The sequence below is a fragment of the Rhizobium sp. CB2179 genome (assembly GCF_057653455.1).
Genome location: NZ_CM172781.1, coordinates 2,331,285 through 2,350,319, shown reverse-complemented (window position 1 = coordinate 2,350,319; position 19,035 = coordinate 2,331,285). Strand labels below are relative to the sequence as shown.

Sequence of the window (19,035 nt, the reverse complement as noted above, 5' to 3'; positions counted from 1 at the left end):
ATGTCAAAAAAGATCAAAATTAACATTTGCGTAAGCCTTCAATAACTCTCCGGTAAGAATGTGCCGTTATCAGTTGGGGCGTGGCAGCAATGACCGCCGCTTCTCCGGTTCAGGTAGTGCGTACCGGAGAAAGCGAGCTTCGCCGTGTAAGGGCGAAGACGCCTGAGTTTTTCGGCAAACCGCGCAGAGCCAAGGCCATGCGCGGTTTTCGCGTTTGCGTGGGTACTTGTCCCAAGCTAAGTCTTACGCCGGGCCAAGCTTGACCCGAGGTTGCCGCCCATTGTAGGCCTCGCCTGAACGAGAGGCGAATGCGGGCCATCATGGCAAGAGCGATCATGCTGCAGGGAACCGGCTCCGATGTCGGCAAGACGGTGCTGGTCGCAGGGCTCTGCCGACTGGCGGCCAATCGCGGGCTGACGGTCCGTCCGTTCAAGCCACAGAACATGTCGAACAATGCGGCGGTCGCCGATGACGGCGGCGAGATCGGCCGGGCGCAGTGGCTGCAGTCGCTGGCCGCGCGCACGCCATCCTCGGTCCACATGAACCCGGTGCTGCTCAAGCCGCAATCGGACAATGGCAGCCAGATCATCGTCCAGGGCAGGGTGTTCGGACAGGCAAAGGGACGCGACTATCAGCGGCTGAAGCCTGAGCTGCTCGGCGCCGTGCTCGAGAGTTTTGAAAAAGTGGCTGCGGGGACCGACCTCGTTATAGTCGAGGGCGCCGGATCGCCGGCCGAGATCAATCTCAGGGCTGGCGACATCGCCAATATGGGCTTTGCGACGCGGGCCGGCGTGCCTGTCGTGCTCGTCGGCGATATCGACCGCGGCGGTGTCATCGCCTCGCTGGTCGGCACGCATGCGATCCTCGACGAGGGCGACCGGGCGATGATTGCGGGCTATATCATCAACAAGTTCCGCGGCGACGTCTCGCTGTTTGACGACGGCATCCGCGCCATCGAAGGCTTTACCGGCTGGCCGTGTTTCGGCGTCGTGCCCTGGCTGAGGGGTGCTGCGCGCCTGCCGGCCGAAGATTCGGCCGTGCTCGAACGGTTGGCGAGGGGCGGGGCGGGCGCGCTGAAGATCGCCGTGCCGGTGCTGCCACGTATCGCCAATTTCGACGATCTTGATCCACTGAGGACCGAGCCGGATGTTGAGTTGGTCTTCGTTCGCGCCGGCGAGCGGATGCCAGCCGATGCGAGCCTCGTTGTGCTTCCCGGCTCGAAATCGACAATATCGGATCTCGCCGACTTCGGGGCGCAGGGCTGGGACCGCGATCTCCAGGCGCATGTCAGGCGCGGCGGCCGGGTGATCGGCATCTGCGGCGGTTACCAGATGCTCGGCCGGACGGTGCACGATCCGCTCGGCATCGAGGGCGGGACGCTGGAGACACCGGGGCTTGCGCTTCTCGATGTCGAGACCGAGATGGCGCCGGAAAAGACCGTGCGCAACAGCCATGCCCGCTCGACCGAATATGACGCGCCGCTTGACGGCTACCAGATCCATCTCGGCATCACCCGCGGCCCGGATTGCAATCGGCCTTCGGCAATCATCGATGGAGCACCCGACGGGGCGCTTTCGTCCGACGGCCGGATCATGGGCACCTATCTGCATGGGCTCTTCGGCAGCGACACTTACCGCGCTCGACTGCTCCAAAGTTTCGGCCTATCAGGCGAGCGGAGGAATTACCGCGAGAGCGTCGAGCAGGCGCTCGACGACGTCGCCGGGGAATTGGAACGTCATCTCGATCCACGCTGGCTGGCCGGGCTGCTTGGTTAGGTCGGATGTGTACCGGACGGGGCTGCCTCACCATCATCCGGTCTCGTCGTTCGGCTATTGCCAAATTAGTTGACTGAGTCCATTAATTGTCGCGGCGGACCCGGTTGAGAGCGACGAAAACCATGAGCATATTGGACAGATTTTCGCTGGCAGGGCAGGTGGCGCTGGTGACCGGCGGTGGCCGTGGTCTGGGCTTCGAGATGGCGCGCGCCCTTGCCGAAGCCGGCGCGCATGTCATCGTCAACGGACGTACGGCGGCGACGCTGGAAAACGCCGTATCGACCATCCGGGCCGCGGGCGGCACGGCGGAGGTCGCCGCATTCGACGTCGCCGATCGCGAGGCACAGCGTGCTGCGATGGCCGATGTCGACAAGAACCATGGCCGTCTCGATATTTTGATCAACAATGTCGGCGCCCGCGACAGGCGGCCTCTGGCCGAATTCGACGATGATGCGATCATCGAGCTGCTGCGCACCGACCTGGCGGCGGCGATGACGCTTTCGCGCGACGCTGCCGTGTTGATGAAGCGGTGCAATCACGGCCGCCTGATCGCGGTGACCTCGATCAGCGGCCATGTCGTCATGCCCGGCGACTGCGTCTATCCGGCAGCCAAGCAGGGCCTGACCGGACTGATGCGCGGCATGGCAGTCGAATTCGGCCCGCACGGCATCACCAGCAACGCAATTGCGCCCGGCTGGTTTGCCACCGAGACGAACGCGGCGATGGCTGCGAACGAGGAATTCATGCCCTTCGTGCGCCAGCGCATCCCGGTCCAGCGCTGGGGACGGCCGGACGAGATCGCCGGCGCGGCGCTGTTTCTGGCAAGCGCCGCCGCTTCCTTCGTCAACGGCCATGTGCTGACGGTCGACGGCGGTATGACGGTCAGGATGTGAGCGGAGCCCGCAACTGCCGTGGCGCCGGCGTGCCTTTTCGCGTAATCCGCCCAATCGACCGAAGTTTGATGTCGACTTCTTAGGCGCGCCTGACAGGTGGGCTGAGTTCGCGTACGAGCTGCTGCAGGCTGCGCTGGTCTTCCGCTCCCGTCTTGTCGTAGATGGCGGCCAGTTGCGATTTCACGGTGCCGTCGGCAACGCCCTGCGCATTTGCAATCTCGGATCGCGTCATACCTTCGGACACGTAGCCGACCACGCGCCGTTCGGCAGGCGTGAGAGCAAAAAGGGCGGCAACGGCTTCGACGGCAGACTGGACCACCGTTCCAGCCGCGGCGAGAAAGATCGCCGCCGCCGCCCGGCTTTCGAAGCGTCCCCTTTCGGTGCGCCGCTGCAACGGCAGAACGTGGGCGACGGCGGGGCGCTCCGCCGAGGCAAGGGGAACATCGATCCCAGCGGCTGCGAGACTGATTTCGTCGCGCGCGCCAAGCGCCACTGCGTTGGAAAGGGCGGCGCCTGCATAACTATAGCGAGCGGCCAGACGGCCTGAAAGCGAGTGGACCACGTGCTGCTCGCGCAGCCGCGCTTCGGCGGCTTCATTGGCGAAGAGGATTGTCATGTCTTCTGCAACGATGAAGACCGCATGATCGAGGGCGTCGATGACCTCCCTGAGGACGGCGGCTTCGGTGCGCTCCATCTCGAACATGTCGTGGATCGTCACGGCACGGCGGATATGCGGACCGAGCAGCCCGATGATGTCGAAGACACGTCGCTCGCTCGGTTCGTATTGCACCGAAATGTTGATCGTCCCGACACGGGTCGGGCGCTTCAGCACGGCCATGTCGATCGAGTTTAGAACCCCATACCTGGCATGAAAGTTCTGGTGTAGCGCACCGCTTTTCCAGACGGCTTCGCCATCGGGTCCATAGAGGGAAAACATCCGCTCCAGCGTATCCGGCTGATCGATCTCCATTCGGTGGAGAAGGTGGAAGAACGGGACGTCCTTCGCATGCGCGACGAGGGTGCGGATGGCCTCTCCGTCGTCGCAGGCGATCTGGGCCAGCCGTGCGGAACGCGTGGTGGTGTCGAAGACGGCAAGCGTGGTTAGAAAACCGTTCACCTGACCATTGATCAGACGAAGAGCGTTTGGCCAGGCATCCTCCCGGGCCACGCAATCATAAATAGCGCCAATAATTTCCGACAGCTGCTGTTCCATGATCACAATCCTGCATCAGCCCGGCCAGCCCGGTCAATTGTCGCCGGCCACGGCGCCTTCATTTCCGGGATTTGCGGAAGATTTCATCCCCCATGCGGGAGATGTTTCATCGCGCGGATTTTTTACAACGCACTGCCGGCCGGAATCCAATCGGCTTGGACAACCAGAAATTGGAGGGCAATCTTCATGAAAGCGACAAAAGCGCCGATCGCGGCGCTTCTCATTATGGCAGCTCTTCCGGCTGCAGCGCTCGGCGGCGGCGGCCTGCCGGAACAGGTCCGGGAGGCCAATGCGCGCTTCCGGGACGTCAACCAGGCCGTCAAGGAAGGCTATTCGCCGATCCCGTGCACCAGCGGCATAGATGGAGGTGCGATGGGTATCCACTATGTCAGTGCCGACCTCATCAAGGATGAGGCCATTGATCTCTCCAGACCGGAGGCCGTGATGTACGAGCCTGACGAACACGGCAAGATGAAACTCGTCGCTGTCGAATACATCACGACGAAAGGTCCCGCCAATCTCGGCGGCCAGCTGTTCAGTTTCACGAACGCACCGAACCGCTACGGCCTTCCGGCTTTCTACGAGCTGCACGTCTGGGCATGGAAGAACAATCCGAGGGGACCGTTCGCCGACATGAACCCTGACGTCAGCTGCCGGCATGCGCACGGTTGATGAAGCTCCAGCTCACTCAAAACATCATGAAAGGATAAAACAATGCCGCAATTCGTTGTCGAACGAAACATTCCAGGTCTCGGGGACATGGACAAGGAAACTCTGCGCGAGATCTCGGCGAAATCCAACGCCGTCGTAGCGTCCCTCGGCGAACCCTATACCTGGATCACCAGCTATGTGACCGGGGACAAGATGTACTGCGTTCATGAGGCCGAGAGCGCGGAAGCGGTCTATCGGCACGCGGAAAAGGGTGGCTTTCCGGCGGACCGGGTGACGGAGATCACGACGCTCATCGCCCCACATTCGGCGCGCTAGGATGTCGGAACCGGCCGGCGAACGAGTCGCCGACCGGTTCTCCGGGTTGCGATCTTGCCATCGGCACGCGCAAATTCACGGGATCACAATGAACGAGAAGCTCTTGTCCAGCGCGGTCGAGCTGCGACTGCGCAAAGTGATGGCGCTGCTTACCTCTCCGCTGCGCGCCCTTGTCGTCTGGCGACGCAGGCGATCGGCGGCAAATCAGCTTGGCGCCTTGCCAGATCACATGCTGAAAGACATTGCCTTGTCGAGGGGCGAAATACCCTTCGTCGCCTCCCAGGATGCAGACTGGAGCAGGTTCCGCTAGCGTCTCGTGGTGGGCGTCCGCATCGGGCGTAAAACCTCGCAATGCGTCGATAACGGTATCAATCTCTCTGCCATCTGCCCCGCGGTTGTGGTGGCCGAGCTCGATGGCTAGAAACATCGGTTTGGCCGGGCTATCACTGGATGTCGTGGCGACCCGGTTCGGATTGCCGCCCATTTGCCCGATTTGCCATCATAAGATTGTGGCGGCTCATGTGGAGGTTTAAAAATTAGCAATCATATTCAGTGGCTTATAGAACATGGAATCACAGCTGAGCATATCGCCGAGCTGATAGCCGGATTGTGCGATCGGTTGATCGCGGATGGCTTTCCGATTTGGCGGGGAAGCATTTCAATGCCGTCAATTCATCCCATGTATGGCGGCGTCTCGGCCAATTTCGTGCGCGGCGGTGCGACCACGATCGAGAATGCCGAATATGGCACTGCGGGAGTGCTGAATTTCGAGAAGACCCCGATCTATTTTCTTTTGGGCCGTGGCGAAACGTCAGGTCGCTGGAACATCGCCAAGGGTGAGGGTGTCGATGACTACCCGCAGCTTGCGGAATTCGCGCATAGCGGCGGCACGGATCATCTGGTCAGCCTGCTGGAGTTCCCGAAGGAGGCTGCGCTACGCGGAGTCAGTCTGTCTCTCACAAGCGACAGGCCGGGCGGATTTTCTGATGATCAACTGGCGATCGTCGCGAAGCTCTTCCCGGCGCTGGGGCTGGCTTGTTATCGTATCGCGGCAACGAAAACCGCATCGGATATCCTCGCCGTCTATACAGGCGCCAAGACAAGTGCACGCATCCTTGCAGGCGATATTCAGAGGGGAAAGGGAGGGGCGATCAATGCTGCGATCCTGCTTGCGGACCTGAGAAACTTCACGGCGCTGACCGAGGTTTATCAGCCGGGCGAAATCGCCGGGTTTCTGAATGAACATTTCGAGCTGATCGGCTGGCATGTCGAGGAAAATTCGGGCGAGATACTCAAGTTCATGGGCGATAGCGTGCTGGCGATCTTTCCGACCGATGCTGAAGATCCGCAAAAGGCCTGCATGGCTGCACTGGCTTCCGCAAAGAATATTCTGGAAGCCAACAAGGTGCTGAATGGTCAGCGGAGGAATGATGGAGGTCCTGACATCGGCGTCGATGTCGTGCTGCATCTCGGCGAGGTCTTCTACGGAAATATCGGCGCACGCGGCAGGCTTGATTTCACGGTGATCGGCAGCGCCGTCAACGAGGCTTCGCGCCTCGAAAAACTCTGCAGCACGCTCGGACATCACCTTCTGATGTCGGAAAGCTTCGCCGTCACCTGCGCCGTCGCCAACGAATGTCTGGGATCCTTCGAGTTGCGCGGGGTTTCGAAAGCGGTAAACGTGTTCAAGCTCGCCGACGCCGTATCCTGAAGCGTCGATCCGATGGCGCGACGACGGATCAGATCTCGCCTGAGACCTCGCGGCGGCGGCGGTCGAGTTCTTCGCTGTAGCGGCGCAGCGTATAGCTTTCGCTGAGCTGGCCGATCACCTTGCGTTCGATCAGGTTGTTGACGACGGCGAGCGCTTCGCTTTCGCTCTTGTCGAAGATCGCCGCCGCCTGCCTGGCATTCATCTGCGGCTGCAGGAAATCGTTGCGGTAGTGGATGAAATCGGCAAGCGTCTTGCCCTCGTCCTGGGCGTCGGTCGGGTTGGCATAGATCTCCGGCACCAGCACGAGGCCCGCATATTTGTCGCTCTCCTCGACGAGGATGACGCGCTGGGTCGAGCCGATCGGGAAGGCCTGCTTGAATTCCTCCAGCGAGATGCCGGCCCTTGCCGTCTTGACGTCGGCGCGCATCAGCTTGTCGACCGTCAGGTTGCGGATCCAGCCGACATCATGGGCGCTGCGGATGCTTTCGCCGCGCAGATGGAATCGCCATGTGGCGAAGGAGTAGCCGAAGGTCGAGCGCACGACGAGCGAGGAGGTGATGACGGCAGCGAGCACCAGCGCCGTGATCGGGAAATCGCCGGTGATTTCGAGCGCCAGGAACGTCATGGTCAATGGACCGCCGATGACGGCGACGGCAAGCGAACTCATGCCGACCACGGCGTAGATGACAGGCGTCAGCGTCGCATCGGCGAAATAGGGGCCGCAATAGGCGAAGAGTTTGCCGAGCAGGGCGCCCATGAACAGAGAGGCGAAAAACAGGCCGCCCCTGAAGCCGGAGCCGATCGAGATCGCCGAGGCGAAGGATTTCAACAGGAAGAGGCCGATCAGTGTCGGGATTGCCACCTCACGGGAAAGGTTGAGATGCAGCGCGCCGTGGCCGGCCGAGAGCACCTGCGGCGAGATCATCGCCAAGAGCCCGACGATGATGCCACCGAGTGCCGGGCGGAAGGGTGGGGCGATCGAACTCTTGCGCGCCAGTTCTTCGACAAAGGCGACGCCCTGCATGATCAGGATGCCGACGCCAGCGCAGAAAGCACCGAGCAGCAGCGCCGGGATATAGTCGGCCGGCACGACCGAGCCGAAGCTGCCGATATCGATGGTGAAATCGCTGCCGGCAAGCAGCCTTGCGATCAGGGTGGAGACAAGGGCGGAGACGACGACAGGCGTCAGCGAGACGATCGTATAGGTGCCGATGATCAGCTCGAAGGCATAGAAAGCACCGGTCAGCGGCGCGTTGAAGGCGGCGGCGATGGCACCCGCCGCGCCGCAGCCAACGAGGGTGCGCAGGTCCGAGCGGCGAAGCTGCAGCTTCAGGCCGAATTTCGAGGCGAGGCCGGCGGCAAGCTGGGTATAGCCGGCCTCCAGGCCGACCGAGGCGCCGAAACCGTTGGAGATCAGGTTCTGCACGGCAACGATGATGCTGTCGGTCAGGGACAGGCGGCCGCCATGCAGCGCATTGGCCTCGATCGGGTCGACCATCGGTTTCTTGCGCCGTTTCGCCAGCACCAGGAGCAACAGGCCAAGCAGGGCGCCGCCGATGACGGGGGCGGTGAGCAGCAGCATCTTATTCTCGATCTCGGACGAGCTCAGTCGTTCGCTGTCGGCGATGCCGAAGACCAGTTGATGCAGCTCATTGGAGACGTAGCTCATGCCGGTGACGGCAAGACCCGAGATGATGCCGACAACGGCGCCCGCTAGCGACAGGCCGACCTCGCTACGCCGGGTCAGCGCCCGCAGGCGTCCCGGATCGAAGAAAACACGCAGCGCGCGGAAACGGCGCCGATCCAATTTCATAAGCATGGCTAGACAACTAGGCGGGGAGAGGCCCGGTCAAGGGCGGAGATGGTCGGGCACTCCGCTTGCGACGCAATTGCGGCGAAAAGCCGGCGCGCGGGATAAATATTTATGACGTAAGTCTCTGATAAAAGACGATATTTTAGGTAGAGTAAGTCGTGTTGGCGTGGCAACGCCTCGTAGCCGGTGATCGAGCGGCCGCCAAGGCCGGTTGACTTCACCCCTGCGCTTGCCTAACCATCCCGATAACGGATGGTCGACTGACCATCCTGACATAACGGATGGTTCCGGATCGGTGTTACGCCCTTCTGGATGAAAAGGGAATGTGACGGGGCGGACCCAAGCCGGGCGCCTTCATCACAGCCGACCCCGCGACTGTAGAGCGGTCAGGGTCTTCCATCCGGCATCAAGCCCTTCCGGCTCGGAGCCTGCAATCGTGCGGGCGGGCGGGATGGGCGACATGCCGGGAAAGCCACTGGATATGCATGGTGATCAACCGGGGTCGGACGCCTCTCAAGTCTACGAATCGTCCACCTTTTCACTGATGCAGCCGGGAAGGCGAGGATGATCCGCTGGCACGATCAGGGCGACCGGTTTCCGGTCTGCCCCGATCGCGGCCGATAACCGCGAGCCAGGAGACCTGCCATGCGTGCCGGGCGAGAAGCCCACACCTGGGCACTATGCCCGTTGCCAGCACGGAGGTTGTCTTGGCTGAACGATTGAATTCGGCGCGGCCTGGTGCGGCGCGCGCGACGCCTCCAAGCAGTGCTGCAAGAGGTGTGCTTTCGGCCGTTTATGTCGAATGCTGGATCCCCCCCTCTGTCCTGCCGGACATCTCCCCCACAAGGAGGGAGATCGGCAAGCAGCACGACCGTCGTCCCACATCAATTGTTTGGAGAAAAGCTCTCGGCGATTCAATCTCTCCCCTTGTGGGGGAGATGTCCGGCAGGACAGAGGGGGGTGTCACACCCTCAGTAGCCGAGAAAGGTGCACTCGGAACAAGCCACGGCTACGCACTCTCCCTGAGAGGCGTTTGAGCATGACTGCCACCTTCATCCTCGGCGGCGCACGTTCCGGCAAATCCCGCTTCGCCGAAGACCTCGTGACGGCAAGTGGCCTCGATCGCCACTACCTTGCCACCGGCCGTGCCTGGGACGAGGAGATGCAGGCGCGCATCACGCAACACAAGGCCGATCGCGGTCCGTCCTGGACGACGCATGAAGAGCCGCTCGACCTCGTCGGCAAGCTCGCCGCCATCGATGGCGAAGGGCGCATCGTGTTGATCGATTGCCTGACGCTCTGGGTCACCAATCTGATGATGGAGGAGCGGAACATGGCGGCGGAATTTGCCGCACTTGCCGATTTTCTGCTCGGCGCGAAGGCGCGGCTCGTTTTCGTTTCCAACGAGGTCGGTCTCGGCATCGTGCCCGACAATCGCATGGCGCGGGATTTTCGCGATCATGCCGGCCGCTTGCACCAATCGATCGCGGCGAAGGCCGCCGAAGTTTATTTCATCGCGGCAGGTCTGTCGCTGAAAATGAAGGGTTAAGTCCATGAACCAGCAGAAGATTCCCGCAACCGTCATCACCGGGTTTCTCGGCGCCGGCAAGACCACGATGATCCGCAACCTGCTCACCAATGCCGGCGGTAAGAAGATTGCGTTGATCATCAACGAATTCGGCGATCTCGGCGTCGACGGCGACGTGCTGAAGGGCTGCGGTGCGGAGAATTGCACCGAGGACGACATCATCGAGCTGACCAACGGCTGCATCTGCTGCACCGTTGCGGACGATTTCATTCCGACGATGACCAAGCTGCTCGAGCGCGAACAGCGGCCCGACCATATCGTCATCGAGACTTCTGGCCTTGCCCTGCCGCAGCCGCTGGTCGCCGCCTTCAACTGGCCCGACATTCGTACCCAGGTGACCGTCGACGGTGTGATCACGGTGGTCGACAGCGCCGCTGTTGCCGCCGGCCGCTTCGCCGACGACCATGATGCCGTCGATGCGCGCCGCGCCGAGGATGAATCGCTCGATCACGAAAGCCCGATCGAGGAGCTGTTCGAGGATCAACTGACCTGTGCCGACCTCATCGTGCTCAACAAGACCGACCTGATCGATGCTGCAGGGCTTATCAGGGTGCGAGACGAGGTCGCCTCCCGCACGGTGCGCAAGCCCGTGATGATCGAGGCGAGGAACGGCGAGGTGTCGGCCGGCATCCTGCTCGGCCTCGGCGTCGGCACGGAGGACGATGTCGCCAATCGCAAGTCGCATCACGAGCTGGAGCATGAAGACGGTGCGCCGCACGACCATGATGAATTCGACAGCTTCGTCGTCGATCTCGGACCCATTGCCGATCCCGCCGGCTTCGTCGAAGCGCTGAAGAGCATCATTGCTGCCCATGACGTGCTGCGCCTCAAGGGTTTTGTCGATGTCTCGGGCAAGCCGATGCGCCTGCAGCTCCAGGCCGTCGGCAGCCGGATCGACCATTATTTCGACCGCGCCTGGGGCGCGAGCGAAAAGCGCGCTACGCGCCTTGTCGTTATCGGCCTGCACGAAATGGACCAGGGTGCGGTGAGGGCAGCGATCGCAGCGCTGGCATAGACCGATGCATCTGCTTCTGGCCCAGCAGGGAACGATCAGCGACGGCGAGGAGGCAATCGACCTCGGGCAGACGCCGGGCGATATCCTGTTCCTGTCGGCGGCGGACAGCGAGCTTGCCGCGATCGCGGCCGCCCATCGCGATCGCGGGGCGGGGCCTTCGCTCCGGCTCGCAAGCCTGATGAGCCTCAAGCACCCGATGTCTGTCGATACCTATGTCGAGCGCACGGTGCGGCATGCGAAGCTGATCATCGTGCGTGCGCTCGGCGGCGCCAGCTATTTCCACTATGCGCTGGAGGCGCTGCATGCAGCGGCAGCGCGCGCCGCTGCGCTGATCGCGGTGCTGCCGGGCGATGCCAGGCCGGATGCGGGGCTGGTGCCGTTTTCCAATGTCGGTCTCGATGATCTCAACGCGTTGTGGGCCTATCTGATCGAGGGCGGCGACGCCAATGCGCGGGCCTTTCTCGATTATGCCGGGGCGATGTTGTCGGGTGCCGAGAAGCCGGCGCCGGCCGTGCCTTTGATGAAGGCCGGCATCTGGTGGCCGGGGCGGGGGCTGATTGGGGTTGAAGAGTGGCGGCGGGTTCTGGCGACACCTTCACAGATGTCTTTGGATGTGGCACCCCCCTCTGTCCTGCCGGACATCTCCCCCACAAGGGGGGAGATCGGCAAGTCGCGTGGGCTTCTCGCAAAAGAAACGTTTGAGGATGCCGCATCTTCGGTCAGGGAGATGGAGCGAGACCTCTCATCCCTGATCTCCCCCCTTGTGGGGGAGATGTCAGGCAGGACTGAGGGGGGTATCCCGAACTCGGCGGCAGACGCAGGATCGCAACCCATCGTCGCCATCAGCTTCTACCGCGCGCTCGTCCAAAGCGGCGAGACCGGGCCGATCGAAGCTCTGATCGAAGCGCTGATGACACTCGGCCTCCGGCCGCTGCCGGTCTTTGCCTACAGCCTCAAGGATCCTGTCTCGACAGGCATTCTCGAAAGCGTGTTTTCGGCACTGAAACCTGATGTCGTCATCAATACGACGGGTTTTGCCGTCTCCGCACCGGGTGCGGACCGGCAGGCGACGGTGCTGGAGGCGAGTGAGGCGATCGTGCTGCAGGCGATCCTGTCGGCCTCGTCGAGGGAGGCATGGGCGGCGTCCTCGCAAGGCCTGTCGGCGCGCGATCTCGGCATGAACGTGGCGCTTCCCGAGGTGGATGGCCGGGTGCTGGCGCGGGCGGTCTCCTTCAAGACGGCGGCGCGCTACGATGCGCTGGTCGAGACGAATATCGTCGCCAGCCAGGCCGATGCCGGCCGGGTGCGCTATACGGCGGAGCTTGCCGCCAATTGGGCGCGGCTGCGGAAGACATCGGCGCGCGACCGGCGCATCGCGCTCGTCATGGCGAACTACCCGAACCGGGACGGCCGACTTGGCAACGGCGTCGGCTTGGATACGCCGGCCGGCACCATCGAGGTGCTTCGCGCCATGCGGGCGGCGGGTTATCCGGTCGCTGACATTCCGGCCGATGGCGACGCGCTGATCCGCCACCTGATGGAAGGGCCGACCAATTCCGGTCATGACGGAAAGATCATCCGCGAGACGCTTTCTCTGAGTCTGTACAACAGCTTCCTGGAATCTCTTCCCGATAAGATTCAAGATGAGGTGAGAGCCCGCTGGGGCAATCCGCAAGACGATCCGTATTTTCGCGAGGGCGTCTTCGCCCTGCCTTTTGCCCGTTTCGACGAGGTGCTTGTCGGCATCCAGCCGGCGCGCGGCTATAATATCGATCCGAAGGAAAGTTATCATTCGCCGGATCTCGTGCCGCCGCACGGTTATCTCGCCTTCTATGCTTTCCTGCGCCGCGAGTTCGGTGCCCATGCCGTCATCCATATGGGCAAACACGGCAATCTCGAATGGCTGCCCGGCAAGGCGCTGGCGTTGTCTGAAAGCTGTTATCCCGAGGCGATCCTCGGGCCGCTGCCGCATCTCTATCCCTTTATCGTCAACGATCCGGGCGAGGGCACGCAGGCCAAGCGCCGCACTGCCGCCGTCATCATCGACCACCTGACGCCGCCCTTGACGCGGGCCGAGAGCTACGGACCGCTCAAGGATCTGGAGGCGCTGGTCGACGAATATTACGAAGCCTCGGGCAGCGATCCCCGCCGTATCCGTCTGCTCAGCCGGCAGATCCTCGATCTCGTGACCGATATCGGCCTCGACCGGGATGCCGGGATTGCGAAGGGCGAAAGCGAGGGCGAGGCGCTGAAGAAGCTCGACGCCTACCTCTGCGACCTTAAGGAAATGCAGATCCGAGATGGACTGCATGTGTTCGGCGTTTCGCCCGAGGGGCGGTTGCTGACCGACCTCACCGTGGCTCTGGCGCGGGTGCCGCGCGGGCTCGGCGAGGGCGGGGATGCGAGTTTGCAGCGGGCGATTGCGGCGGATGCTGGATTGGGTGGCGGCGTGCGGGGGATACCCCCCTCTGTCCTGCCGGACATCTCCCCCACAAGGGGGGAGATCGGCAAGTCGCTTGGGTTTCCCGAAAAAGAACCGTTTGAAGATGCCGTACATTCGACGCATGAGATTGAGCGAGGCCTCTCATCCTCGATCTCCTCCCTTGTGGGGGAGATGTCCGGCAGGACAGAGGGGGGCGCCTCCATCTTCGACCCTCTCGATTGTGACATGGCCGCCGTCTGGACCGGCCCGCGTTCTGATATTCTCGCAGATATTCTCGATGCCCCCTGGCGAACCAACGGAGACACCGTCGAGCGTATCGAACTGCTGGCGGCGAAATTCGTGTCCGGTGAAATCGAATGCCCCGGAGACTGGAAGGCGACGCATCCAGTCCTCTCCGAGATCGAAACCCGCCTCAAGCCCTCCATCCTCGCCTGCGGCCCCGCCGAAATTCACGGTCTACTCAACGGGCTCGACGGCCACTTCGTCGCGCCCGGCCCCTCTGGCGCACCTACACGCGGGCGGCCTGACGTCTTGCCGACGGGCCGCAATTTCTATTCGGTCGACAGCCGCGCCGTGCCGACGCCGGCGGCCTACGAACTCGGCAAGAAATCCGCGGAACTGCTGGTGCGCCGCTATGTGCAGGATCACGGCGAGTGGCCTGTTTCCTTCGGGCTGACGGCTTGGGGCACGTCAAACATGCGGACCGGCGGCGACGATATCGCCCAGGCGCTGGCGCTGATCGGCGTCAAGCCGCTCTGGGACATGAGCTCGCGCCGTGTCACCGGCTACGAGATCATTCCGCCGGCGATGCTCGGGCGGCCGCGCGTCGACGTGACCCTCCGCATTTCCGGCTTCTTCCGCGATGCCTTTCCCGAGCAGATCGCGCTGTTCGACAAGGCGATCCGTGCCGTCGGCGCGCTTGAAGAGGACGAGGCCGACAACCCGATCGCAACGCGCATGTGCGGCGAGGCGGCAAGGCTTGGCGCCGCCGGCCTGGACGAAGTCTCGGCGAAGCGCCGGGCGGGTTATCGCGTCTTCGGCTCGAAGCCCGGCGCCTATGGCGCCGGATTGCAGGCGCTGATCGACGAAAAGGGCTGGGAGCGGCGCGCCGATCTCGCCGAGGCCTATCTCGTCTGGGGCAGCTATGCCTATGGCGCCGGGGAGGAGGGCAGGGCCGAACGCGGCCTGTTCGAGGAGCGGCTGCGCTCGGTGCAAGCCGTCATTCAGAATCAGGACAATCGCGAGCACGACCTGCTCGACAGCGACGACTATTACCAGTTTGAGGGCGGCATGGCGGCGGCGGCCGAACAGCTCGCCGGCGCGCGCCCCTCGATCTATCACAACGACCATTCCAGACCGGAAAAGCCGGTGATCCGCTCGCTGGAAGAGGAGATCGGCCGGGTCGTGCGCGGGCGCGTCGTCAATCCGAAATGGATCGCGGGCGTCATGCGCCACGGTTACAAGGGGGCGGCCGAGATCGCCGCCACTGTCGATTATCTCTTTGCCTTCGCAGCAACGACGGGTGCGGTCGGCGAACATCATTTCGAGGCGGTCTACCAGGCTTTCGTTGGCGATCCCGGCGTGCGCGATTTCATGATCGAGAAGAACCCGGCGGCGTTCAACGAGATGAAGGAGCGGCTGCTCGAAGCGATCGACCGCAGCCTCTGGACGCCGCGCAGCAATTCGGCCCGGTTCGACCTGGCTGCTACAACACAAAATGAGGTGACCCAATGAGCGACGAGACCCCTGATAGCGAGATCGCAGAAGGCGGAATTGGCAAGGACGATGCGCGCCATGCCGAGAAGATGGCGAAGAAGAAGGCCGCGCGCGACAAGATCATGGCCACCAAGACGGATGGCAAGGGCCTGATCATCGTTCACACCGGCAAGGGCAAGGGCAAGTCCTCGTCTGCCTTTGGGATGATCTTCCGCCACATCGCCCATGGCAAGCCGTCAGCCGTCGTGCAGTTCATCAAGGGCGCGATGTGGACCGGCGAGCGCGACCTGATCGAGAAGCATTTCTCCGATCTCTGCCAGTTCCACACGATGGGCGAAGGTTTCACCTGGGAAACGCAGGACCGCGCCCGCGATGTCGCCGCAGCCTCTGCCGCCTGGGAAAAGGCCAAGGAGCTGATCCGCGACGAGCGCAATTCGATGGTGCTGCTCGACGAGATCAATATCGCGCTGCGCTACGACTATCTCGACATCAACGAAGTCGTCGCCTTTCTGAGGAGCGAGAAGCCCCATATGACGCATGTCGTGCTGACGGGGCGCAACGCCAAGGAAGAATTGATCGAAATCGCCGATCTGGTGACCGAGATGGAGCTCGTCAAACACCCCTTCCGCTCCGGCATCAAGGGTCAACCGGGCGTGGAGTTCTGAGGCGGTCAGTTGAGCGCGAGGCTGCGCAGGATGGCGGCCGTTTCCTCATCCGCCGGGAAGAAGGATTCGACCGCGAGTTCCGACAAAGTGATTTCGACGGGCGTGCCGAAGACAGTCGTTGTCGAGATCAGGGAAAGCAAGCCGGCCTTGGTCGAAAGCTGAAGGGGAACGGCGATGCCGGCATAGGCGGTATGGACCTCGCCAGCAGTTTTAGGCGCTGGATAGGAAAGCAACTCCGTCAAAAGCTTGTCTAACATTGGATCGCCGGAAGCCGAGAACTGTTGGCGCAGCCTGCCGATAAGGTGGGCGCGCCACTCGGAAAGGTTTTTGATATGGGGCGCCAATCCTTGTGGATGCAGGCTGAGGCGCAGTACGTTGACGGGTGGCGTGGGCAGAGACTGGTCGGAAACGCCTGAGAGCAGCGGAGCGATGGCCGCATTGGCCGCGATGAGTGTCCAATGGCGGTCGACAGCGATTGCCGGGAAGGGCTCGTGCCCTTTCAGCACCATGTCGATGGCGCGACGGGCCGGTTCCAATGCGGGATCGTCGAGCGCGCGTTCGGCAAAAACAGGAGCGAAACCCGCCGCGAGCAGCAGCGGGTTCCGATCGCGAAGGGGCACGTCGAGCCGTTCGGCAAGATGCAGCAGCATGTCGCGGCTCGGTGTCGAGCGCCCGCTCTCGATGAAGCTCAGATGCCGCTGCGAGATCTCTGCCTCCAGCGCGAGGTCGAGCTGACTCATGCGGCGGCGCTGGCGCCATTCGCGCAGATGGTCTCCAAGGGAGCGGGCGGTCGGCGTCATCAGGCGGCTTCCGGCAGCAAATCTATGAAACCGCGGACGGATTTCAGCTTGCCGCCTTCGAGCTCGGCGAAATCCGTGCCCTTGATCAGCGCATCGCCGTTTTCCGGGCCGAGGCCCCAGGAGAAGCGCAGGTTGTCGCCGTAGCCGTCGGCCGCCCCGATCAGGGCGAAGCGGAAGCCGGGGAAGCGGCTTTGCACCGCCTCGACCAGCGAATTGATCTGCTCATGGCCTTCGCCGCGCATCAGTGGGTCGATATAGGTGGCGGCTTTGCTCCAGCTCTCGGCGATGAGAGCGCGACGGCGAACGGCATCCGTCTCATTCCAGATGGCGAGATAGCGCTCTGCGTTGGTGTTTGCGTCGTTCATCGGGTCATCTCCTTTTGATCGCCCGTCAGTTCCAGGCAGTCCGATCATGCGGGAAGGCGATGCACCTTATCAATTACGTCAGAGGTAATGGAAGATGGTCGAACCGCCCATGACAGCCATCAGCGCCATCGGCAATTGTTCCGCAAGCTGCACATGGCCCTTGCGGGTATAGGCGATCGTGGCCGAGGCCGCGCCGAAGAGGGACTGCACCTTGTTGGTGCCGAGGGTCTGGAGCGGCGGAATGCCCGCGATCAGCATGACGGGGACGCTGATGAGGCCGCCACCGCCGGCAATGGAATCGACAAACCCGGCAAAGAAAGCCGCTGCGCAGAGCAGCAGAAGCAGATGGAAGGCGATATCGGGCAAGGTGGTATTCCGGGCAGGGATTTCGGACGGCCTTGTTGCATTTGCCGCCCCAAGCTGCAATGGCTGCAAAGACATGGGCAGGGCGTATTTGACGGTTTCCATGAGCGATATCTCTTTCGATACGGCGAGGCGCCACGTGCTCGGCCTCGGCTGCGAGCGCGGGACGCCGCCTGCCGAGGTGCTGGCGCTTGCGATCGAGGCGCTCGACGTAGCCGCTATCGGCGCGGCGGAACTCACAGCCATTGCCTCGATCGACAGCCGAAGACTGGAGCCGGCGATCCTTGCCGTTGCCGCGCATTTTTCCGTGCCTGCCATGTTCTTCGGTGCGCTGCGGCTGGAGGAGGAGACGCCGCGGCTCACGAATCCTTCCGCGATCGTCTTTGCCCGCGTCGGCTGCCATGGGGTCTCCGAGGCAGCTGCGCTGGCGGCTGCGGGGCCGGATGCCGAGCTCGCTGTCGCCAAGATCAAATCTGCACATGCGACGGCGGCAGTCGCCCGCAGCGGGTTGCAGAAAGCCTAGTGGACGTTATGGTGGCGGCAATTCGCGGTGCCGTCCGGCAGCCTCACGGTTCACATCTAGAGGATATCTCATGCACAAGGTCATTTATGACACCGACCCTGGCGTCGACGACGCCATGGCGCTTCTCTTCCTGCATCGCCATCCCGAAATCGACCTTCTCGGCATCACCACGGTCTTCGGCAACGCCTCGGTCGAGACGACGACGCGCAATGCGCTCTTCCTCAAGCGCGAATGGAATATTCCGGCACCCGTTTCCAAAGGCGCCAGCGTCACCATCGATTCCTCGCGCGCGGAGCGGCCATGGCCGGCCATGGTGCACGGCGACAACGGCCTCGGCGATATCGACGTGCCGGAGACGATCGACCTGCCGCTCGATCCGCGCCCGGCGCATCGCTTCATCATCGACACGGTGCGCGCCCATCCGGGCGAGGTGCGCCTCGTCGCCGTGGGCCGAATGACCAATCTGGCGCGGGCACTGAAGGAAGATCCCGAGATTGCGACGCTGGCCAAGGACGTCGTCATCATGGGCGGCAATTTCTATGTGCCGGGCAACGTTTCTCCGGTCGCCGAGGCCAATATCCACGGTGATCCCGAGGCTGCCGACATCGTCATGACCGCGCCGTGGAAGGTGGCGGTCATCGGCCTCGACGTCACCGCGATCACCACGATGAGCCGCAGCTATCTCGGCGAAATGGCAGCTAGGGGTGACAAGGCGGTCAAGCAGCTCGACGCACTCTCGCAGTCCTACATCGACTTCTACAAGCATGCGGTCGAAGACGGCATGATGGTGCATGACAGCTGCGCCTGCGTCTATGCCGTGGCGCCGGAGCTGTTCTCGTCGATATCGGGTGCGGTGCGCGTCGTCTGCGGCGGCATCGCCGATGGCCAGACGATCGTCAGGCGAGATGGGCGGCATTTTCCGCCTGATGGCGCCTGGGATGGCTTGCCGAGCCAGATCGTCTGCACCGGCATCGAGTCGGAGAAGGTCCTCGACCTCATTCGCAATACACTGCTTGCAGCCTGACAAGTTCGAAGGCCGGCCGCGATGCTGCCGGCCTTCGGGATATATTGTAATATATTCATTGCGTTGTGCGGGTTCTCCGAGGATTTGAATCCGACGCTTCACAAAGTGAGTCACGATCATCTCAGCAACTTCAAGTGAGGT

15 protein-coding genes, 2 pseudogenes and 1 riboswitch are annotated in these 19,035 nt (G+C 62.6%); of the genes and pseudogenes, 12 read left to right on the top strand and 5 right to left on the bottom strand.

Features of this window, described 5'->3' with window-relative positions; translation table 11 throughout:
* Positions 1 to 320: 320 nt before the first annotated feature.
* Positions 321 to 1,775: a cobyric acid synthase gene (locus AC244Q_RS11720; protein ID WP_026157389.1), complete on the top strand. Its 1,455-nt coding sequence runs from the start codon at positions 321 to 323 to the stop codon at positions 1,773 to 1,775.
* 122 nt (positions 1,776 to 1,897) lie between these two features.
* Entirely contained in the window at positions 1,898 to 2,668 is a 771-nt protein-coding gene (locus AC244Q_RS11715) for an SDR family oxidoreductase (RefSeq protein WP_012757847.1), read from the top strand.
* Between the two features lie 79 nt (positions 2,669 to 2,747).
* On the opposite strand, the gene AC244Q_RS11710 is transcribed toward AC244Q_RS11715, so the two are convergent.
* Complete coding sequence (locus AC244Q_RS11710; protein ID WP_128408211.1) at positions 2,748 to 3,881, bottom strand: helix-turn-helix transcriptional regulator; 1,134 nt, start codon at positions 3,879 to 3,881, stop codon at positions 2,748 to 2,750.
* A gap of 186 nt (positions 3,882 to 4,067) precedes the next feature.
* On the opposite strand from AC244Q_RS11710, the gene AC244Q_RS11705 reads away from it, so the two are divergent.
* The 4 genes and pseudogenes from AC244Q_RS11705 to AC244Q_RS11690 all read left to right on the top strand — a co-directional run bounded on the left by AC244Q_RS11705 (position 4,068) and on the right by AC244Q_RS11690 (position 6,579).
* The gene (locus AC244Q_RS11705; RefSeq protein WP_012757845.1) at positions 4,068 to 4,553 is read left to right on the top strand and encodes a hypothetical protein; all 486 of its coding nucleotides are present in this window, start codon (positions 4,068 to 4,070) and stop codon (positions 4,551 to 4,553) included.
* A 42-nt stretch (positions 4,554 to 4,595) separates the two neighbouring features.
* A complete protein-coding gene (locus AC244Q_RS11700) occupies positions 4,596 to 4,868 on the top strand; it encodes a DUF4242 domain-containing protein (protein WP_017994381.1) in 273 nt (90 codons plus the stop codon).
* A gap of 88 nt (positions 4,869 to 4,956) precedes the next feature.
* Complete coding sequence (locus AC244Q_RS11695; RefSeq protein WP_017994380.1) at positions 4,957 to 5,178, top strand: DUF1127 domain-containing protein; 222 nt, start codon at positions 4,957 to 4,959, stop codon at positions 5,176 to 5,178.
* A 103-nt stretch (positions 5,179 to 5,281) separates the two neighbouring features.
* A pseudogene (locus AC244Q_RS11690) lies at positions 5,282 to 6,579 on the top strand (adenylate/guanylate cyclase domain-containing protein).
* Between the two features lie 28 nt (positions 6,580 to 6,607).
* Here the strand turns inward: AC244Q_RS11690 and AC244Q_RS11685 are convergent.
* The gene (locus tag AC244Q_RS11685) at positions 6,608 to 8,398 is read right to left on the bottom strand and encodes a chloride channel protein (protein WP_017994379.1); all 1,791 of its coding nucleotides are present in this window, start codon (positions 8,396 to 8,398) and stop codon (positions 6,608 to 6,610) included.
* 259 nt (positions 8,399 to 8,657) lie between these two features.
* Positions 8,658 to 9,054: riboswitch (cobalamin riboswitch) on the top strand.
* A gap of 377 nt (positions 9,055 to 9,431) precedes the next feature.
* Between AC244Q_RS11685 and cobU the strand changes: the two genes are divergently transcribed.
* From cobU to cobO, 4 genes are read left to right on the top strand one after another with little or no spacing between them, the layout of a single operon-like run.
* The gene (gene cobU / locus AC244Q_RS11680; RefSeq protein ID WP_026157387.1) at positions 9,432 to 9,941 is read left to right on the top strand and encodes a bifunctional adenosylcobinamide kinase/adenosylcobinamide-phosphate guanylyltransferase; all 510 of its coding nucleotides are present in this window, start codon (positions 9,432 to 9,434) and stop codon (positions 9,939 to 9,941) included.
* 4 nt (positions 9,942 to 9,945) lie between these two features.
* The gene (gene cobW / locus AC244Q_RS11675; protein ID WP_017994377.1) at positions 9,946 to 10,995 is read left to right on the top strand and encodes a cobalamin biosynthesis protein CobW; all 1,050 of its coding nucleotides are present in this window, start codon (positions 9,946 to 9,948) and stop codon (positions 10,993 to 10,995) included.
* A gap of 4 nt (positions 10,996 to 10,999) precedes the next feature.
* Positions 11,000 to 15,172: a cobaltochelatase subunit CobN gene (gene cobN / locus AC244Q_RS11670; protein WP_442160990.1), complete on the top strand. Its 4,173-nt coding sequence runs from the start codon at positions 11,000 to 11,002 to the stop codon at positions 15,170 to 15,172.
* Positions 15,169 to 15,819 (top strand): cob(I)yrinic acid a,c-diamide adenosyltransferase, encoded by a 651-nt coding sequence (gene cobO / locus AC244Q_RS11665; protein ID WP_128408020.1) that lies wholly within the window; start codon positions 15,169 to 15,171, stop codon positions 15,817 to 15,819. Before cobN ends, cobO begins: the two co-directional genes overlap by 4 nt.
* Positions 15,820 to 15,824: 5 nt before the next feature.
* On the opposite strand, the gene AC244Q_RS11660 is transcribed toward cobO, so the two are convergent.
* From AC244Q_RS11660 to AC244Q_RS11650, 3 genes and pseudogenes are all read right to left on the bottom strand, one after another.
* Positions 15,825 to 16,619, bottom strand: a complete 795-nt coding sequence (locus AC244Q_RS11660; RefSeq protein ID WP_128408019.1) for a helix-turn-helix domain-containing protein — start codon at positions 16,617 to 16,619, stop codon at positions 15,825 to 15,827.
* Positions 16,619 to 17,032, bottom strand: coding sequence for a nuclear transport factor 2 family protein (locus AC244Q_RS11655; RefSeq protein ID WP_011652353.1), 414 nt, complete (start codon positions 17,030 to 17,032; stop codon positions 16,619 to 16,621). Before AC244Q_RS11655 ends, AC244Q_RS11660 begins: the two co-directional genes overlap by 1 nt.
* Before the next feature lie 51 nt (positions 17,033 to 17,083).
* Positions 17,084 to 17,350 (bottom strand): annotated as a pseudogene (locus AC244Q_RS11650) (TSUP family transporter); the annotation flags it as partial.
* 100 nt (positions 17,351 to 17,450) lie between these two features.
* Between AC244Q_RS11650 and AC244Q_RS11645 the strand changes: the two are divergent.
* On the top strand, positions 17,451 to 17,870 hold the full coding sequence (locus AC244Q_RS11645; protein WP_128408018.1) for a cobalamin biosynthesis protein: 420 nt from the start codon (positions 17,451 to 17,453) through the stop codon (positions 17,868 to 17,870).
* 70 nt (positions 17,871 to 17,940) lie between these two features.
* Positions 17,941 to 18,894 carry a nucleoside hydrolase gene (locus tag AC244Q_RS11640; RefSeq protein WP_113545843.1) on the top strand — a complete coding sequence of 318 codons (954 nt, stop codon included), beginning with the start codon at positions 17,941 to 17,943 and terminating at the stop codon, positions 18,892 to 18,894.
* Positions 18,895 to 19,035: the final 141 nt, after the last annotated feature.